Source organism: Gelidibacter japonicus (assembly GCF_010725055.1).
Lineage (GTDB): Bacteria > Bacteroidota > Bacteroidia > Flavobacteriales > Flavobacteriaceae > Gelidibacter > Gelidibacter japonicus.
Genome location: NZ_BJKB01000005.1, coordinates 93,541 through 114,074, shown reverse-complemented (window position 1 = coordinate 114,074; position 20,534 = coordinate 93,541). Strand labels below are relative to the sequence as shown.

The window sequence follows — 20,534 nt, the reverse complement described above, 5'->3', positions numbered from 1 at the left end:
CTATGCCATATTTTATAGACGTCATACTTCCCATTCCGCTTGAACGGCTTTTTACCTACAGTATCACCCAGGCTGAATCAGAGTTTTTGAAAGCCGGAATGCGGGTGGCGGTGCCCTTTGGTAAAAGTAAAATTTACACGGCATTGGTGTTTGAAGTCCATCAACAGCAGCCCATGGCCTATGAAGCCAAGGAAATTCATCAAATCTTGGATGATGCACCTATCATCACCCAAACGCAGCTGACCCATTGGCAGTGGATTGCAGAGTATTATCTCTGTACTTTGGGCGATGTGCTAAGGGCGGCATTGCCCAACTCTTTTTTGTTGGAGAGCGAAACCATCATCACCAAAAACAATGATAAAATCATCAACGATACCGATCTAAAGGACGAGGAGTTCTTGGTGTATGAGGCGCTTCACCACCAGTCGTCTCTAAAGCTTCAGGATTTGATCAATATTCTCGATAAAAAGAATGTGTTTCCTGTTATCAATTCATTGTTGGATAAAGATGCCATTGTACTTCAGGAAGAGGTTTATGAAAAATACAAACCAAAATTGGTGCGGTATGTCAAGTTGAATTCCCAATATTCGGAATCTGAGAAATTACAACATTTGTTGGAGGAGTTAAGCAGGGCGCCAAAGCAAAGAGACGTGATTATGACCTTGTTTTCAATTTCTGCACAGACAAAAAAACCGGTCAAGGTTTCTGATTTGTCGGACGCGAGTGAGGCCTCTTCGGCAATAATCAAAATCTTGATCGATAAGGAGATTTTAGAGGAGTACCATTTCCAGGAAGATCGTGTAGTATATACAGGAGAGGCAAATGAAGCTTCAAAAACCTTGAATTCCCATCAAGAGAAAGCACTCGAAGAAATCCAACAATCGTTTGAAAAATTCAACATTACTTTACTTCACGGTGTCACCTCCTCCGGTAAAACAGAGGTCTATGTCAAACTCATTGAAGAGGTGATTGCCAAAGGAAAACAGGTGTTGTATTTACTCCCTGAAATCGCCTTGACCTCACAGTTGGTCAGCCGGTTGGAAACCTATTTTGGAGGAAAAGTTTCTGTGTATCATTCCAAATATTCATCACACGAAAGATTTGAACTATGGAACAATGTAATGCAGAATCAACCTAAGGCGCAAATCGTGTTGGGCGCACGGTCGTCCATTTTCTTACCGTTCCACGATCTCGGTTTGGTTATTGTTGACGAAGAGCACGAAACCTCTTTTAAGCAGTTTGATCCTGCACCAAGATATCACGCCCGTGACGCAGCCATAGTATTGGCCTCACTTTTTAAAAGCAAAACCTTGTTGGGATCGGCCACCCCAAGTTTGGAAAGTTACTACAACGTCAAACAAGGGAAATATGGTTTGGTGGAAATTACGCACCGATTCAATGACGTGTTGATGCCAGATATTGAGTTGGTCGATATTCAGGACAAGCAAAAACGCAAGCGGATGACAGGTCATTTCAGCGACCGCTTGATTGAGGAAATGACGGAGGCTCTTAGGATGGGACATCAAATTATTCTGTTTCAAAATAGACGCGGATTTTCTCCTATTGTTGAATGTACGACCTGTGGTCATGCGCCACAATGCCCTAATTGCGATGTCAGTTTGACCTTTCATCAGTACAAGAATCAGTTGCGTTGTCATTATTGTGGCTATTATACCGCCATGCTCAAAAACTGTATGGCTTGTGGCAGTGTGGAATTGGACAACAAAGGATTTGGTACGGAGCAGGTACAGGAAGAAGCCCAGGAGCTTTTTCCAGAACACAAAGTGGGACGGATGGATTTGGATACGACAAGGGGCAAATTTGGATATGACAAAATCATTACGGCATTTGAACAAAAGGAAATTGATATTTTGGTCGGTACACAAATGCTGACCAAAGGACTGGATTTTAGAAATGTTAAATTGGTGGGCATCATGAACGCCGATAATATGCTCAATTTCCCTGATTTTAGGGCCCTTGAACGTAGTTTTCAATTGATGTTGCAAGTAGCAGGTAGGGCCGGACGTACGGACGAAAGGGGAAAGGTGTTGATTCAAACCTATAATCCGCACCACAGAATTTTACACCAAGTGTCGACCAATAATTATGCAGAGATGTATATGGAGCAGATGGATGAGCGCCATAATTTTAAATACCCACCAGTTTACAGGTTGATCAAGATTACCTTAAAGCACAAGGACTTCAATAAAGTAAATATTGGTGCCGAATGGTATGCCACGGGCTTAAGGCAGGTGTTTAAAAGCCATATCTTAGGTCCTGAATTCCCGCCAATTTCAAGGATCAGAAATCAGTTTCACAAGAATATCCTTGTTAAGATTCCGCCACAGCAATCGCTATCAAAAACTAAAAAAGCCATTGTTAAAATTAACAATAGCTTTTTGGGCATTAAAGAATTTAGGTCGGTTAGGGTGATTCTAAATGTCGATAACTTTTAGTGAGATAGAAATTTGGAACAAATTTCGTAATCGAACTAATCCCGCTCCTTAGCGGGATCTCTTGTTCTTTTTGCTTAATTTGTTATAGAAATTTGGAACAAATTTCGTAATCGAACTAATCCCGCTCCTCAGTGGGATCTCATCTTGTGTTTTGCGTCATTGGTTTAGAAATTTGGAACAAATTTCGTAATCGAACTAATCCCTCCCAATTCACTGGGATTGGTGGGACCATTGTCGATTAGATATTATTTAACGCATCCACAAGTTCTGTCTTTTTATTCCTACTCAGTGGAATTTCATAAGCACCAACTTCAACATTCTTACTGTTAAAGCGGTCTACCTTGTCTAAATTGACAATGTAGGATTTGTGGATTCTTAAAAACTTTCCTTCAGGAAGTTCTTGCTCGAAGGCTTTCATGGTTGAAAGTACAACCAGGCTGTTCTCTTCAGTGACCAGTTTAACATAGTCACCAAGGGCTTCAATCCATTTGATGTCCTTAATATAAACTTTACGTTTTTTAAGATTGCTTTTAACAAAGATGTGCTCGCCGTCAGCTTCATTGAAATCGAGTTTCAGTTTATGCTGTTCAAGAGCTTTATCTACAGCAGTATTAAAACGCTCTCTAGTGATTGGTTTTTGTAGATAATCTGTAGCATCATAGTTAAAGGCTTTAAACGCGTACTCCGTTTTACCAGTAACAAAAATAATTTGAGGTTTGTTGTTGAGTACGTCAAGTAGCTCAAAACCATTTAGAACAGGCATTTCAATATCCAAGAAGATGAGATCTACTTTATGGGTATTTAGACCGTTTTTGGTTTCAAGTGCGCTACTATATTCTGCAATAAGGTTAAGTGATGAATGATTTTCAATTAACTTTACAATCGATAAGCGTTGTATCGCCGAGTCATCAACTACTACACAGTTTAAAGTCATAACATTTGATTTATTTAGGTTAAGATATCGACAATAGTACGAAAAATTCGGACAAAAACCAAATAACATCGATAAAGCGTGAAATTTAACATTATTTTAATTGATTGAAATCTGACTGAAAATTACTTAAAATATAGTTGTCAGAACCATAAATAATAGTTATTTTTGCAGCCATTTTTAATTATTAAATATACATTATATGAATCATTATGAAACTGTTTTCATCTTAAATCCCGTTTTATCTGAGACCCAGATAAAGGAAACAGTAGAGAAATACGAAGATTTTCTTGTTTCTAGAGGAGCGAAGATGATATCCAAGGAAGATTGGGGCCTAAAAAAATTGGCCTACCCAATCCAAAACAAAAAAAGTGGCTTTTACCACTTATTTGAGTACACTGTAGATGGTGAAGTCATCAATCCACTAGAAGTAGAGTTTAGACGTGACGAGCGTTTTATGCGTTATTTAACAGTGAAATTGGACAAACATGCTATTGCATGGGCTGAGAGAAGAAGAACTAAACTTAAACAAAAAGCGTAATTATGTCATCAATAGAACAACAAGCTAAAGGAAAGAAGGATGGTGAAATCAGATATTTGACACCATTGAATATTGACACAAGTAAAACGAAAAAATACTGTCGTTTCCAAAAGTCTGGTATCAAATATGTCGATTATAAAGACGCCGATTGGTTATTGGGTTTTGTTAACGAGCAAGGTAAATTGTTACCAAGACGTTTAACGGGAACCTCTTTAAAATATCAAAGAAAAGTATCTGTAGCGGTTAAGAGAGCACGTCACTTGGCGTTGTTACCTTATGTAGCAGATTTATTAAAATAATAAAAACATAACTATGGAACTTATATTAAAACAAGACGTTGAAAATTTAGGATTTAAAGACGATGTTATAACGGTTAAGAACGGTTATGGTAGAAATTATTTAATTCCTCAAGGATTAGCGATAATGGCAACGGTTTCAGCTAAAAAAGTATTGGCTGAAAATTTGAAACAACGTGCCTATAAAGAGAAACAAATTATTGAAGAAGCTCAAAAGCAAGCTGAGGCCATAAAAGCCTTAGAAATTAAATTAACTTCTAAAACGAGTGCTGGCGCAACTGCTGGAGACAAAATATTTGGTTCGATCACCAATATTGACTTGGCAAATGCATTGGACAATGCTGGCATTTCTGTTGACAAAAAGTATATCGCCATTACAGGTGGTAATATAAAGCGTTTAGGTCAATATGATGCGGTCATCAGACTTCACAGAGACGTAACCGTTGATATGACTTTTGAAGTTATTGCAGAAGCTTAATATTCAAAATAAATATTTAAAAAGCCTCAATCCTTTATCGGAATGAGGCTTTTTTCATAAATGGAAATCTACCATAACAAAGTAAACTACCGTTGTAAGATATTTGGCCAGAATATTTTATCTAAATAACTTAACAATTTTCAACCTGATAGTTAAGAGATTTCCGCCTTCGCGGAAATGAAATAATTATATGTTTATGAAATATACAAGACTCACTAAGGAACAATTTGAAGAATTGCATCAAGAATTTATTAACTTTTTGGCAACACAATCCATCACCGCTGAGGAATGGGCTGACATTAAAGCCAATAAACCCGAAGTTGCAGAGGAAGAACTCGATGTGTTTAGCGATTTGGTCTGGGAAGGCGTTTTAAAAAAAGTGGTCTATCTAGAACATATTTCACCACAACAAATGCATCTCTTCCATTTAAAGGAAAACGAGATGCAATTGATAGCCATAAAATTAACTATAGACACCGTGGACCTCACCACCTCAGAAGGTTTTTCATGGTTCAGAGAAAACCTGCTTTCTGATGAGGTTGAATTCCTGACCGCCAGCAAAGCTTATTCAGAGGATAAAGCTTTGGACAAATTTAAACTCATCCAACAAGGTGGCGTCATTACCAAAGGCGATTTGTATAAATACTTCGAGAAGTTGGTATTAAAGGAATAAAGTTGGAAGCTTGACGTTTAAATTTCAAGTTTCTTATTTCTCCATGGCTCGACTTCATTATTCTATTTTTTTGAATTCCCGCTCCACTCCCTAATGGACGGTCACACCATTTTCCGAGATTCCTTGCGCCAAGCTTTGCGAACCCACGGTGTGGGCCTGATGTTTTTTGTTAAAAAGCAAAAGATGCCCTGATTGGACAATGGACGAAAGTACCATTCGATGGAATAAGAGCTTATCTGCATGGTGTTCATGCACACGACGGCAGATTAAACTTTCGCCTACAGACCACAATAGGAAATCCCTAATTGCCGGGCTTCGAAAATCAATCTTTGATCAAAGTTCAAATCCAGTGCCAAGGATGCGAGATTCAAAGTGTAACTAAGTTACTGCAATTCAAGACTGGGCAATCAGTTTTCGATCACCTGTCTTTCGTCTCCCGACGTCCTCCTATTTCAGAATCAAAAACTCACAACGTCTATTAATGGAATGCTCTTCTTCAGTACAGTTATCACCACAATTGACGAGTGGGAAATGTTCTCCAAAACCTTTTGAACGCAAGCGTTTCCTGTCAATGCCATTTTTAACCAAATATTCAAGTGTAGCAGCGGCGCGGTTATGTGATAAATGTAAGTTATAGAGGTCGGAAGCGCGATTGTCAGTATGGGCACCCAGTTGGATTTCCATTCGTGGATATTTGTTTAACAGATCGACCAGAACGTCCAGAATTCTTTCAGCTTCTGGTTTGATGTCATACTTGTTGAAATCGAAATAAATGTTTTCCAATTCTATATAAATATAGCCGTCATCCTTGGTGACCACAATGTCTTCGGCATCATCATAAGATTCAATGGCTAGCTCGATATTAAATGTGATATTGCCATCATCATTGGTGGTGAAAAACTCGACGGTTGGGATATAGAAATCACGATGTCCTTCAAGTGCATAGGTTTTATTTGGCTCTGTATTGAAAACATATTTGGCATCTTCGCCCACAACCATCTGACTAATTAAATTGTCGTTATCGTCAAATAGGGTCACGGTAGTCCCTGGAAGTAGATTCTTCGAAATTTTATCTATTACATATCCTTCCACAGTAAATTGCCGTTCGTTTTCAGTACGTGTAAAGGCATACAGATTGTCATAACCGGTACGATTGGAAGCAAAATATCCAGTATCGTCCTTTTCATTGAGGAGATAGCCAAAATCGTCCATTTCTGAGTTGATCGTTTCGCCAAGATTCAGCGGTTTGGAATAAACCCCATCAAAGATCTTACTCACAAAAATGTCCAGACCACCCATGCCCTCATGACCATCGGAAGCAAAGTAGAGAGTTTCTTCCTCGCCAACAAATGGAAACTGCTCCCTGTGTACGGTGTTGATCGTTTTGTCTAAATGTACGGGTTGGCCATATCCAAACTCCAATATATCCACATAAAAAATATCAAAGGAACCTAAAGACCCAGGCATATCACTCGAAAAATAGAGTCGTGAATTGTCCGGATTGAGCGCAGGATGCTGAGTAGAGTAGAGGTCGCTACTAAATGGAAGTTCGGTAATATTGGCCCATTCACCGTCCACTAATTCGGCCTTAAACAATTTGACCGTCGCGATGAGTTCTTCGCCAATATGGACACGTTTTTCGTTGGTTCTTGAAAAGTACATGGTTTTGCCATCGCTGGTAAATGTGGCATTGCTTTCGTGGGTCTTTGTATTGATCGCTTCGGAAAACGGCTGGATATTGATCAGTTTTTTATCTTTGGAAACCTCCGCCTGATACAAATCCAAATACGGCTGATTATTCCACTCATAGATAGGATTTTTACGATTTCGGTAAGATGAAAACACGACCTTGTCTCCATAATAGGCAATCCCAAAATCACCTGTACGTGAACTTTGGTTCATCAATTGGATCTCGTAATTATATGGCACCAATCGGTTGAGATTGCTGATGAATTTTTTGGTATCAACAGCATACCCCAGATATTCACCCATAATCTCATCGGCTTTGGCATAATCCTTAACCCCTTTTAAAGCTTGGGCGTATCTGAAATAGACTTCTGGCTTTAAACTGTCCTTGAAGTGAGTGAACAGACCAGTATACGGAGTTCTTGCCAATTTCATTTCAGAATTATAATAATAGGAATCTGCCAGATTTTGTAGTACCTCCTGACTCTGCCCAAGGGTTTGGTACATTTTTGCGGCTTCGGCATACGATTTTTGGGCAAAAAGTTGGTTGGCCCTTTTAATGCTCGGTCTTTGCGCATGGACAGTCCATGAGGCAGCAAGTAAACTAAGAAGTAGGCAAACGTTTTTCATAGCTATTGTTTTAGAAAAATCTTGGCGATTTATCATATCCTTTCTGGGTTCCTAATTTATCGATATCAAATAAAATCATAATTTCATGCGATCCTGAATTGAACCTCCCTAAATTGGATAGGGTATGATCATAGGCATAGCCAATCCGTAGGGATGGACTCACCCTGAAATTCACAAGCCCTGTGACGGCATCATCAAGCCGATAGCCGGCGCCAACCTCAAACACATTGTTGAACAGCACGTTTGCGGTGAGATCAACGGATAAAGGTGCTCCAGAAACCGCCTTGGTCATAAATGCAGGTTTTAATTTTAAGTTCTCATTCATTTCAAACACATAACCCCCGGTTAGAAAAAAATGAATCTCTTCAACACCATTGGCCACAATACCACTATTGTTTTCGAGATGTTTTGAGTTTAATAGGTTGGGGGCAGAAAATCCGACGTAATAATTATCGCCAAACACATAGGCTCCAGCACCAATATTGGGGAATGTTTTACTTAAATTATTGGCAAAGGCTGGATCTGGCAAAGCATCAGAATAGATAAAACCATTAAAATTGGTATTGAAAAATGTAGCACCTGCTTTGACTCCTAACGAGAGCTTTGTGGATGTTCCCAATCGTAAAATATAGGCGAAATCAGCATAAACATTGGTTTCGTTGACCACATCTCCAATTTGATCGTTGATAACGGATAATCCCACTTGTATTTTTTCCTGCAAAGGCACATGGATAAAAAGAGATCCGGTATTTGGAGCGCCTACAGAGCCTACCCATTGCGAACGGTACAAGGCACCCACATTGATATCATCTCCTTCAGTAGCATAGGCAGGATTGATGACACTCATATTATACATATATTGGGTGTACTGAGGGTCTTGTTGTGCCATGCCAAACAATCCTACCATGAGAAGGAAACTAAGAAGCGTATATTTTAATTGTTTAATTATCATAGATACATTTATTCAGATTACCTGCTAAGGTAGACTCTACCTTGTATCGTTTTATTGTTAGTGTCGTTGAGTTCCAAAATATAAAAATAGACCCCTACCGGTAATTGACCACTGCCAACTTCTCGACCTTGATTGGAGGTACCATCCCAATTTGGCGTATTACTATCGCCCTTATAAAGAATATTTCCGTAACGGTTATAAATCTGCAGTTTGAAATTAGGATACAGCTCTCTCAAGTTTTTGATCAAGAAATCGTCGTTAATAGTATCGCCATTTGGACTAAAGCCATCGGGAATAATAATTTCTAAAGGCTCGCAAGTATCAATGCTGACGGTTACCGCCAATCGGATCCCAGTGCTACAGCCGTTATTGGTGCTGTTGGAGGCGTAATAGATTTGGCCATCTACCAAGGGTGTATCTTCAGGATATGCGTTGCCATTTTCTAAGGCATCATACCAAGTGACGACATCTCCGTTGACAAGGTTACTGGTTAAATCGGCAATCGTAGCGTTATCATCTGTACAAAATGAATTACCGTCAGTAATCAATTGTGGGGTGGGTGCCTGCTCTATGTTAAAATCTATGGTTGGAAGCGTGCCGGATGCAGTGCCGCAGTTGGTTACAGGATCCAGCAGATTTAAAATAGTGAATGTGGTGGTTCCGACAGTCGACAATTGCGATGCTGGTATGTTAATGACCGTACTGCCGCTGGCGATGGTAACGATGATGGTCTGTTCGGCGATATTGGCTCCGGAGAGCGAATAGTTGAGACTGTAATTGCCATCAGCAAGTTGACTTGCACCTGATAGGGTGATATCAATAGCATCCTCCAAGCAAATGGTATCTGCGTCCAGGGTAAGTCCGGTAATATCAGGTTGCGGAATCAGTGCAACAACTACTGTTGCTGAATCCGTTCCGCAGGTTGTAGTCACCGAATAGGTATAAGATCCGGCACTGTCTTGCGCAGGATCAAAGAGTCCGGTGCCACTTGCCAAGGCGGGAGTCCAAGTTCCACCGGCGTCTGGTGTGCCGCCAAGGCTTTCAAAAAGGTCTTGTGGGGCATCATTGGAACAGATTGCCAATCGGCCACCAGATCCAGCTTGTGGGACTGTGGCAATGGTGACGGTGACAGTTGCTGTGGCATCTCCACAAGGTGATATTCCAGAAACCGTATAAGTATATGTTCCAGCAGCATCTTGAGACGGATCGAAAATACCCGTACCACTTGCAAGTGCAGGCGACCAGACGCCTCCCGATTCTGGACTGCCACCTAAGCTGTTGAATAAATCTTCAGGAGCACTTTCAATACATATTGATAAGGAGCCATCACTTCCAGGATCTGCTTCGGGGTGGATGGTGACTTCAACTGTTGCAGACGCTTCTCCACAAGGAGGTACACCTTGAACAGTGTACGTGTATATACCCGGTGCGTCTTGGGCTGGGTCAAAAACGCCAGAGCCACTCGACAAAGCAGGAGACCAAACACCCCCAGATTTAGGTGTGCCACCTAAGCTGTCAAAAAGATCTTGTGATGCATCGTTGCTACATAAAATCAAACTGCCATTGGTGCCGGCATCCGATAGTTCACTAATGGTTACGGTGACGGTTGCTGTAGCATCTCCACAAGGAGGAATTCCAACGATAGTGTAGGTGTAAACTCCCTCGGCATCTAATAACGGATCAAAGACACCGGTGCCACTTGCCAAAGCTGGCGACCATGTGCCACCAGGTTGCGGGCTGCCACCTAAACTGTTGAATAAATCTTCAGGAGTGCTGTTCATACAAAGCGTTAAGCTTCCGTTGGTTCCAGGTTCAACCCCAGGATTGACGGTTACTTCAACTGTTGCTGAGGCTTCTCCACATGGATCTAAACCTTTGACCGTGTAGGTGTAAATCCCAGGAGCATCTTGGGAGGGATCAAATACACCCGTCCCACTTGCCAGAGCGGGAGACCAAACTCCACCGGCATCTGGACGGCCACCCAGACTATTAAAAAGATCTTGTGAAGCATCGTGACTACACAAAATCAAACTGCCATCGGTTCCTGGATTGGGCAATGGATTAACGGTCACAGTAACCGTTGCCGTGGCATCCCCACAAGGAGGAATTCCAACGATAGTATAGGTGTAAATACCAGGAGTATCTTGCAATGGATCAAAAACACCTGTGCCGCTAGCCAGTGCCGGCGACCAGGTTCCACCTGTTTGTGGTGTACCCCCCAAGCTGTCAAATAAATCTTGAGGCGTGCTGTCAACACATAGGGTTAAACTTCCGTTAATTCCTGGCTCTGGAGAGGGATTGACGGTGACATTCACCGTTGCCGTAGCGTCTCCGCAGGGAGTAAGGCCTAAAACTGTGTAGGTATAGATTCCCGGCGCGTCTTGCGACGGATCAAAAACTCCGGTACCACTCGTCAAAGCAGGCGACCAAATGCCTCCCGTTTCTGGAGTGCCCCCCAAACTATTAAAAAGATCCTGGGGGGCATCATTACTACACAACATCAAACTGCCATTAGTGCCAGCGTCGGCTAATGGGTTGATGGTTACGGTGACTGTAGACGTGGCGTCCCCACATGGCGAAACCCCCAATACTGTATAAGTGTATACGCCCTCTGCATCTTGCGTAGGATCGAAAATACCGGTGCCACTTGCCAACGCAGGCGACCAAGTTCCACCAGTTTCTGGACTGCCGCCTAAACTGTTGAACAAATCCTCAGGAGCACTATCAATACAAAGTGTTAAGTTGCCATTGATTCCGGGTTCTGCTTCAGGATTCACGGTGACATTAACGGTTGCTGAAACGGCACCACACGGTGCAGGCCCCTGAAGTGTATAGGTATAGATTCCGGCAGCATCTTGTGACGGATCAAATACACCGGTACCACTTGCCAATGCAGGTGTCCAGGTCCCACCCGATTCTGGGGTACCGCCCAAGCTGTCAAAAAGATCTACCGTCGCATCATTGCTACATAAAATTAAGCTGCCGTTGGTGCCAGGATCAGGAGCAGGAATGGTCGTTACGGTAACCGTTGCCGTGGCAATTCCGCAAGGAGAGATGCCTGAAACGCTATAGGTATAGGTGCCATCGGCATCTTGCGATGGATCAAAAACGCCTGTACCACTTGCCAAAGCTGGCGACCAAGTGCCACCAGATTGGGGTGATCCTCCTAGGCTGTTAAATAAATCGACAGGAGCACTATCAAAACAAAGCGTTAAGTTCCCGTTGGTTCCGGGATTTGCTTCAGGATTGACCGTAACTTCTACTGTTGAAGTTAGAGGCCCACATGGTGGAACTCCCTGTACCGTATACGTGTAAATTCCCGCGGTGTCTTGGGCCGGGTCAAAAATGCCAGTGCCACTAGCCAAAGCTGGAGACCAGGTGCCTCCAGGATCCGGAGTGCCCTGTAAGCTTGAAAAAAGATCTTGTGGCGCACTGGTGCTACATAGTATTAATGAACCATCAGTACCAGGGTCCGGACCTTCAATAACATAAATGCTTACTGTTGCAGTGCTGGTAGGACAATGCTCAGAACTGACTGCATAGGTAAAGATATACGGACTTTCAGCTGACGTCATGGACGTCACATTGATCGTACCCGTATTTCCATTGGAAGTTGGTAGCGGACCTGACCAAGTACCGTTTGTATCGGGTGTACCCAAAAGCCCGTCAAACAAATTGATGGTATTGGTACTGGCCAAACCCGATTCGCAGATTTCTATTTCCCCATTGCCGCCAGCATCGTTAGGCTCAATAATTTCAACAGTCACTTGGAAACGTTCTATGCTTTCACATGGAAGGTCAAAGGTGGTGGCATAATAACTTTCACCATTCACCAATGGTGTTGATAAAGGTAAAGGTGATCCTGATGAAAGAGTGCCGTACCAATTATTGTTTCCGGTAGCTACTAAGTCGGCAACTGTAGGTGGAACATCCCCACAAAATATCTGATGGGCTTCTCCCGTAGGAACAGGAACAAGTCCAACATTGACATAAACTGAAAGTCGTGAAGTTCTACAACCTGTGTCAGGATTGGATTGATTGACATAATAAATGGTCCCATCCACTAAAATAGTTGTGGGATCTAAAGGAGTGCCCCCAGTGGCAGAATCATACCATTGAAGATCATTTCCAATAGCATACAAGTCGGCGATGGTAGCTTCTTCAGGATGGTCAACACAAACCCCCTGAAATCCAAGTCCGAAAGGGACTCCGTAAATCGTGACGTTTACAGATTGCCGAGTGCCACAAGACCCTGAATTGTCATCGGCATAATAGTCTCTGCCATTGACAAGTCCCACCGTATTTGAAAGAGGTGTTGTGGATGTTGCTGTTTCATACCATCTAATCCCTCCGCCATTATCGGTGGCCACAAGATCTGACACCTTAGGTGCCTCAATATCACAAAAACTTTGGGATGGATTCGTAATCGTTGGACATTGGCCATATGAATTTAAGCTTACGCTGATAATACATACGAAGGCAACTAAAAATTTATTATAAAGATTGGCTTTTGTAATTTTTTTCATAAATATAAACAGGGATTCAATAGATCAAAACCGTTTCTTTAAATTAATTGGCTTCCCGTATATTGGAGGCTGAATCATATTGCAAAATGTAAATACCCTCATTCCTAAAACCTCCTAAATTGTTCTTTTCATAATCAAATTTCAGCTGCGTATATTCCGTAATGTCCTTCACTGCGGAGCTTTTAAAACCTTGTTGTTGGATAAGCCTTAACAAGCTGTCAAATGTAATGTCAAATCCCAACATAATATTTGCCGAAGGTAGTAAATTATACTTTTTTTGGTAAGCACTTAAAAATTCCTTTGAACTTACAGTTGATTTGGCAGGGATTAATGATGGAAAAACCATGTTTAAAATGCGAAATCTTTTTTCGGATACAGCACCGTCATCGGGAATTAGTTCAGATTCCAAAACCGCCAACTGAAGGTTGTAATTGGTTAGTTCACTCAAAAGTATATTGGTAGTGTTGAGAAATACACTATTCCTTTCACTATCTATGATCACATAATTGAGTTGGTCTTTTTTAAATTTTCCTTTTAATTCACCTTCACTGAACGATCCGTTCTTCTTGATATTGATGAAGTCTGCATGTGGTACGTATTTAGAAATAAAGGCTCTGCTTTCGGAACGGTTGGCATCATTGAGAACAATGATATGGGCATTTTTTGACATGATATAGTCCAATACCTTTTGACGTTGAAGGTTAATGGAAGGTACCGCACTGAACAAATTGTCGTTGCCACTTTGGAAGTCCATTGTTGAAGCCGTTATTACAGGAATGTTATTGTCTGCAGTAAACGCGGCAATTTCTTCTTCAACGGTATCGTAATATGGCAAGATAATGGCGTCGTAGTCGTTGACTTCACTTTTTTCAAGCAATGGCATTATTTTGGAAGATCGGACGTTACTTTGGAGCTCTAAAACATCTACATCCAGAGAAAGGTACATTTTTCTGATGGAATCAATAGCGATATTGGCACCTTTATAAAACTCGAGATGTGCACGTTTGAAATCGTCAGAAATGTCACTGAAATTAGAGCTGTTTGCCTCATAATTTTGATATTCCGTTTGTGAAAAAGGAAGGAAAAACAATAATTTCTTAAATTGAGATGTATTGGCAGTTGCTTTTAAATCGACAGGAACTGAATAATCCCTGATCAGGCCTGGAGTGTTTACGGTTTGTGATGGGGCATGAGGTGGACTAACAGCATTTGGCATTTTGATGAAGGTGCCAGTTTGTACGGATTCTTTTAACCGCGGATTTAATATAAGGAAATCATCAATGGACATGCCTGCTTTTTGAGCCAAACTGAAGAGTGTTTCCTTAGGTTGGATTTCATAAGGCACATATTCTGTTTTTGTGGTACTTGCTATCGGCGTCTCCATAGGAGTTTCAGTTTTTTCTTTGGGTACTGTAGTGGTCACACGGACAGCTTCTGTGTTTTGATCCACTCTTTCAACAGGTTGTTTCTCAGGAGTGAACGTTTTTTCTGGAGTGCTAGGTACAGTTTCAATCGCTTTAGGTTGCTCTTTGGTAGTAGTGACTATTTCGGTGTTTGTAGGAACAACTTCCACCTTTTTAACTTCCTCCTTAGCGAGGTCCACATCTGGAACGGTAGGGACTGTTTCCTTTATTTTAGGTTGTTCTTCCGTAATCTCTGTTGTTTCTTTGATGTTCGGATCGGTCTCAATAGGTTCTACTGGAGTTTCCTTCTTTATGGAGGTGGTGGTTTGGGTTTTGGATTGGATTTCGGTTTGCGTGAGATTGTCGTTTGTTCTGCTGGTCCCTTCGGTATAAGGCATGGTAATGACATGCCCTATTTCAAGCAGGTTTTTAATGTGTGGGTTATTTCGCTCCAGTTCAGAAATTGTTGTATTGAAACGTCTGGAAAGACCGAACTTGGTATCTCCATTTTTAACAACATAAGTGACACTGTCACCCGAAACATTGAGCTGTTGACTACTCGGAATCCAAAGAATTTGACCTGCAATTAAACCGCGAGAAAGTACTCTTGAATTGGCGTTGACCAATTGGTCGACGGTCAATCCATTGGCACTTGCGATACGCCAAAGCGTTTCACCACTAACAACCACGTGACGTTTGCCATTAGGCGATGCAATATTTGATTGCGATTTGGCAGGCGCCGTGTCCGAAGGCTTTGGAGAGGTCATTGACTCGGTTGGAGTTGTGTACGAAATTCCCGGGTATATCTCCAATACATCTCCAATATTTAAACCATGAATAATTTGTGGATTTTGCGATTCGAGTTCGGAAATAGTCAAATCAAAGCGTTTTGAGAGACTGAATTTTGTTTCTCCCTTTTTGACGGTATGGCTTATTGAGGATGATCTTACTGAAGCTTTTATGGAGTCGGCAGCACTCTCAAGAACGGGTGTTTTGATTTTACTTTCGGGAATCAGAAGCACTTCGTCTACTTTAATACCATTGATGACATTAGGATTGACCTTCTGAAGATCGTACGGGGTAACATTGTACTTTTTTGCAATGGAGAATAAGGTTTCACCACTGCTAACTGTATGCTTCTTCAAGCCTTCCTGAGCAATACTTGTGTGAAAACATAAGAATAATAGTGCAAAACACTTAAAAAGTCGCTTCATTTTAATCACTAATTGGTTGAGGGTGGGTTAAAGGAACGTAATTAATCTGATAAAAATACCAAAAAATCCATCAAGAGTGCGATTCCGTTGTAGAATTATCAAGATGTTTTCAACAATTTATTGATTTTTAAAAGAATATTGGAGGTATTCGGAATTCGGAATTCATGGTTGGCATTTTTGAAAACGCTACGAATAGGCCGTCGATGAATAGATCAAAGTTTAAAGTTTAGGGGTCTGTGTTTATATTCACAATTACCTTATCAGCTTCCTACCAGTCTTTGTTTTGATGCCAACGAACAAGCAGTTTTACATTTATGTTGTTCTATGCGTTCAAATTTCCGATCCTTGTACTGGGGTCGGGTTTAAAGATTTGTTATGTGTAAACGGTTTCAACTTTTTTAACAAAACAGAAAATTCAATAGATGAAACCGTAATATAAATTGTTACTATCTTCACAAATTATTAAAATCATTCTATTTTTGCGTTATGCTTGAAAACGGGGAAGATATTTTAAAGTTACTATCAGATGCCATTTCTGAAGGGATTGTTGTGGTGGATGAACACCAAAACATCGTGTCTACCAATGCGTCAGCCAATGCCATGTTTGGGTATGAAGACAATGAACTGGTAGGGAAAACCCTAAATACTTTAATTCCTGTCGAGTATCACCAAAGACATGTTGAACATTTTCACTCGTTTTTTAAGCATAGTGAAAAACGCAGCATGGGTCAAGGGAGAAATCTATATGGCCTCACTAAAAGCCATATGCGCTTTCCTGTTGAAGTGGGACTGAATCCATTTACCCTTTACGGTAAAACCTTGGTCATGGCGCTAGTCGTGGATATTACCGAACGCCGGGCCATTGAGGAGAATCTTAATTTAAAAAGTGAGGCCCTGCAATCTGCTGGGAATGGTATTTTAATCTGTAATGCATTGGAGCAGGACAATCCCATCATTTATTTTAATCCCGCTTTTCAGATTCTAACGGGTTATTCCTCTGAAGAAATTCTGGGTAACAATTGCCGATTCCTGCAAGGTGACGATCGGGATCAGGAAGGATTGGATGTGATCAGGGCCGCCTTAAAAAATGGTAAAAGCTGCCAGGTGATCTTGCGTAATTATAAAAAGGATGGAACTTTGTTCTGGAATGAGCTTTATATCAACCCGATTAAAAATAAGACTGGCTTGATAACCCATTTTATTGGCATTCAGAATGATATTACCCAACGCAAGAAAGCTGAAGAAGAACGCAACTATCTCACCAAAATATTTCATGATTCGCTCAATGAAATATTTGTCTTTGATTCTGATTCTTTACAGTTTTTAAACGCCAATTATGGCGCTCAAAAAAATCTGGGTTACAGTCTTGAAACGCTCAAGACCATGACGCCTGTAGATATCAAACCAGATTTTACCGAAAGGAAATTTAGAGAATTAATCGCATCTTTAGTGAGCCATAGTGAGGAAAAAATGGAGTTTGAAACCGTCCATCAACGAAAGGACGGTACAACCTATCCAGTACATATCACTTTGGAATTGTCCATGTTGGGGGATCGTGAGGTGTTTATTTCCATTGTTTTAGACATCACAGAACAAAAAAATTACACCAAAAAATTAGAAGAGACGGTAGAGTTGAGGACCAAGCAACTTGAAATGGCACTCGAAAAAGAGAAGGAACTCAATGAACTCAAAACTAAGTTCTTATCCTTGGTGTCGCACGAGTTCAAGACCCCGTTGAGCGGTATTTTAACCTCTGCCATGCTTTTGGGTAAATATACCTTGGAGGCACAACAGGACAATCGCGATAAGCACATTAAAATTATTCAAGACAAAGTGAATTACCTGAATGCCATTTTGAACGATTTCTTGTCCATTGAACGACTTGAAACCGGAAAGGTAAATTATAAATTCAGTACTTTTAGATTGAGCAAGGTACTCAATGAGGTGGTTTATAATGCCAACATGCTATTAAAGGAAGGGCAACAGATAAAGTATCCAGAAAATATTGATGACATTACTTTAATCCAGGACGAGAAAACAATAGAATTGGCCTTGTCAAACTTGGTTCACAATGCCATCAAATACTCCCCGGAACACAGTGATGTGACCATAAGGATTACTCAAAATGATAAGGATACCATTTTTGAAATAGCCGATGCTGGCATTGGAATCCCAGAAAAAGATCAAAAAAATATTTTTAACCGCTATTTCAGATCAGAGAATGTCTTGACAACACAAGGTACAGGAATAGGATTGAATATTGTAAAATCGCATATTGAAAATTTAGGCGGTACTATAAGTTTTACGAGCAAAGAACATATTGGTTCAACATTTATATTAACCATCCCAAATAAAGCAGAATGACAAAAAAGATACTTCTGATAGAAGATGACGCTGTTTTAAGAGATAATACAGCAGAATTATTGCAATTGTTAAACTATCAAGTTGATGTGGCTTCAAATGGCAAAATAGGATTGGAAAAGGCAAGAAGTTTTCGTCCTGACATTATTGTATGCGACATAATGATGCCTGAATTGGACGGGTATGGTGTATTGGAGCAGCTTGCACAAGATGATCATACCAAGCAAATTCCTTTCATCTTTTTATCCGCCAAAACAGAACGACAGGACGTACGCAAGGGAATGAACTTGGGTGCGGATGATTATATCACTAAACCTTTTACCGAGGATGAATTGGTAAGTGCCATTGAAAGCCGAATAGCAAAGGCTTCCATCTTACTTGAAATTGGCAGTAATCAGAGGCGTGGTGGTTTGGATGATAGCACTGAGGACATCAGCACACTCAATGACCTGAAGGGTTTTTTTGATGAGAATGGCACTTTGTATAATTTCCAAAAAGGAGAGGTGATTTGTGAAGAGGGACAAAATTCAAATGCCATCTTTTTGATAAAGGATGGAATTGTAAAATCGCATAAGCTTGATGAGCAGGGGAAAGAATTGACCACCGCCTTGCATAAATCTTCTGACATATTCGGATATACCTCGTTTCTTCAAAACATTCCCTATCAAGAAACTTCAACAGCGCTCAATGACACCACATTGGTTGGAATTTCAAAAGAGCAGCTTAAAAAAATTTTAGATAAGAATCCTCATATTACTTTTGAACTTATTGAATTGTTAGCCGACGACCTTAAGGATGTCAAAGATCAATTGCTGCAAATGGCTTATAGTTCGGTTCAAAGGAAAACGGCAAGCACTATCTTGAAATTTGTAGAAAAGCTGGAGCCAAAGAAAGGAGAGTCCATAAAAATTTCTCGGAGTGATCTGGCAAGTGTGGCGGGCATTGCCACAGAAACACTTATTAGGACCATTTCCAATTTTAGAAAAGAGGGCATAATAGAGATTGAGGGCAGAAATATAAAAATCCTTGACCTTAGAAAACTCCAAGAAATATATTAGTGAAACCCAAGCCCTAAAAGCAAAACACATTAAGTCTAATCCTTGGTACAATAGCTTCTGGTCAATCCTGCTATATTAAGGAATCAAAACTGAAAACCCAACGCAATGCGTATTGGGTTTTGTTTTTTTGTACCTTAATAGGCAATGATTTCTTTTGGACCTTTACAGAAATTGACAATACCTCAAAACTTATCATTCCCATGAACCTTGATTGAGTTTGTCGTTTTGAGTGCACGAATCCGTTTTTGTATGGTTGAGAAATAGAATTATTAAACCATAAAATCGGACATACATGACCGATATCATTTCTTAGGAGATTTCATGCCTATATATTTGTTTTGCTTACTCTAATGACTAATTAACATGAAAAATATACTTTTACCAACTGACTTTTCTGACAACTCATGGAATGCCATTGTTTACGCGCTTAAATTCTTCGAAAAAACAACATGTACCTTCTATTTGCTACACGTTAATTCCTTGAGTTATGTGGCAGCAAATGAGTCGCCTTATATCCAGACCAAGGATTTTGTTGAAAACACGTTTACTAAGCCTGCCAAAAAGCAACTAAGATCTCTTCTGAAGCGAATTACTACAGAATTTTCAGTGAAGCCTCACCATCATTTTTTTACCCTGACCGATTATAATTTCTTTGTGGATTCCATTCGCAACCATGTGGTAGAAAAAAAAATAGACATGATTGTCATGGGGACCAAAGGTGCAAGTGGCTTGAAAAAAGTAATCATTGGAAGTAATGCTGCAGATGTCATAAGGAGAGTGCAATGTCCTGCGTTGGTGGTCCCCGAGGATGCAAAATTCACAGATTTAGAAGAAGTTGCGTTTCCAACGGATTATCTATTGACCTACGCTGTAGATCTATTACAGCCACTTTATAATATTCTGGAAGCCCATAATTCAAGTTTACAGGTGCTGCATGTCACCAACAGGGAGGATACCCTAACCATGGCGCAGCAGGATAACAAAGACTTACTAAGTGAGTATTTTCATAAATTCGATACTAAATTTCATAAACTCACCAATAGAAACGTTGAAGATGCCATTGAATGCTTTGTTCAAAGTAGGGACATTAAAATGGTGGCCATGGTGGCTAAGAACTTGAATTACTTTCAACGGATTTTGTTCCATAATAAAATTGAGGAAATGACCTACCACACGCATATTCCGTTTTTAGTTATGCACGACAAATAGAATTATTCCCGCGAAGACGGGAATCTCTGGTTGGTACAGACAAATCTTATAGTTCTACGAGTACGGAACTTTATCTTTAGGTTTTTTTCTCTCGCAGATTTTCGCGGATTTTTACGTGGT

At 40.6% G+C, this 20,534-nt stretch carries 13 protein-coding genes; 8 read left to right on the top strand and 5 right to left on the bottom strand.

Annotated features, from left to right (window positions below):
* Positions 1–2: 2 nt before the first annotated feature.
* Positions 3–2,456 (top strand): replication restart helicase PriA, encoded by a 2,454-nt coding sequence (priA, locus tag G6N06_RS07030; protein WP_163515360.1) that lies wholly within the window; start codon positions 3–5, stop codon positions 2,454–2,456.
* A gap of 238 nt (positions 2,457–2,694) precedes the next feature.
* Here priA and G6N06_RS07025 read toward each other — a convergent pair whose 3' ends face one another.
* Positions 2,695–3,390 (bottom strand): LytR/AlgR family response regulator transcription factor, encoded by a 696-nt coding sequence (locus tag G6N06_RS07025; RefSeq protein WP_163515359.1) that lies wholly within the window; start codon positions 3,388–3,390, stop codon positions 2,695–2,697.
* A 199-nt stretch (positions 3,391–3,589) separates the two neighbouring features.
* Here G6N06_RS07025 and rpsF point away from each other — a divergent pair, with 199 nt between their 5' ends.
* The 4 genes from rpsF to G6N06_RS07005 all read left to right on the top strand — a co-directional run bounded on the left by rpsF (position 3,590) and on the right by G6N06_RS07005 (position 5,375).
* The gene (rpsF, locus tag G6N06_RS07020) at positions 3,590–3,928 is read left to right on the top strand and encodes a 30S ribosomal protein S6 (protein WP_163515358.1); all 339 of its coding nucleotides are present in this window, start codon (positions 3,590–3,592) and stop codon (positions 3,926–3,928) included.
* A gap of 2 nt (positions 3,929–3,930) precedes the next feature.
* Positions 3,931–4,227, top strand: a complete 297-nt coding sequence (rpsR, locus tag G6N06_RS07015; RefSeq protein WP_163515357.1) for a 30S ribosomal protein S18 — start codon at positions 3,931–3,933, stop codon at positions 4,225–4,227.
* A gap of 13 nt (positions 4,228–4,240) precedes the next feature.
* Positions 4,241–4,702 carry a 50S ribosomal protein L9 gene (rplI, locus tag G6N06_RS07010; protein ID WP_163515356.1) on the top strand — a complete coding sequence of 154 codons (462 nt, stop codon included), beginning with the start codon at positions 4,241–4,243 and terminating at the stop codon, positions 4,700–4,702.
* Positions 4,703–4,898: 196 nt separating this feature from the next.
* A complete protein-coding gene (locus G6N06_RS07005) occupies positions 4,899–5,375 on the top strand; it encodes a DUF6495 family protein (RefSeq protein ID WP_163515355.1) in 477 nt (158 codons plus the stop codon).
* A 447-nt stretch (positions 5,376–5,822) separates the two neighbouring features.
* Here the strand turns inward: G6N06_RS07005 and G6N06_RS07000 are convergent, their stop codons facing one another.
* From G6N06_RS07000 to G6N06_RS06985, 4 genes are read right to left on the bottom strand one after another with little or no spacing between them, the layout of a single operon-like run.
* A complete protein-coding gene (locus tag G6N06_RS07000) occupies positions 5,823–7,691 on the bottom strand; it encodes an OmpA family protein (protein WP_163515354.1) in 1,869 nt (622 codons plus the stop codon).
* Between the two features lie 10 nt (positions 7,692–7,701).
* Positions 7,702–8,643, bottom strand: coding sequence for a PorP/SprF family type IX secretion system membrane protein (locus tag G6N06_RS06995; RefSeq protein WP_163515353.1), 942 nt, complete (start codon positions 8,641–8,643; stop codon positions 7,702–7,704).
* 17 nt (positions 8,644–8,660) lie between these two features.
* Positions 8,661–13,169, bottom strand: a complete 4,509-nt coding sequence (locus G6N06_RS06990; RefSeq protein WP_163515352.1) for a gliding motility-associated C-terminal domain-containing protein — start codon at positions 13,167–13,169, stop codon at positions 8,661–8,663.
* A gap of 43 nt (positions 13,170–13,212) precedes the next feature.
* Positions 13,213–15,786, bottom strand: a complete 2,574-nt coding sequence (locus G6N06_RS06985) for a LysM peptidoglycan-binding domain-containing protein (protein ID WP_163515351.1) — start codon at positions 15,784–15,786, stop codon at positions 13,213–13,215.
* Between the two features lie 486 nt (positions 15,787–16,272).
* Between G6N06_RS06985 and G6N06_RS06980 the strand changes: the two genes are divergently transcribed.
* The 3 genes from G6N06_RS06980 (at position 16,273) to G6N06_RS06970 (ending at position 20,414) form a co-directional block, all read left to right on the top strand.
* On the top strand, positions 16,273–18,150 hold the full coding sequence (locus tag G6N06_RS06980) for a PAS domain-containing sensor histidine kinase (protein ID WP_163515350.1): 1,878 nt from the start codon (positions 16,273–16,275) through the stop codon (positions 18,148–18,150).
* A complete protein-coding gene (locus tag G6N06_RS06975) occupies positions 18,147–19,205 on the top strand; it encodes a response regulator (protein ID WP_163515349.1) in 1,059 nt (352 codons plus the stop codon). Before G6N06_RS06980 ends, G6N06_RS06975 begins: the two co-directional genes overlap by 4 nt.
* Positions 19,206–19,568: 363 nt before the next feature.
* Complete coding sequence (locus tag G6N06_RS06970; RefSeq protein ID WP_163515348.1) at positions 19,569–20,414, top strand: universal stress protein; 846 nt, start codon at positions 19,569–19,571, stop codon at positions 20,412–20,414.
* Positions 20,415–20,534: the final 120 nt, after the last annotated feature.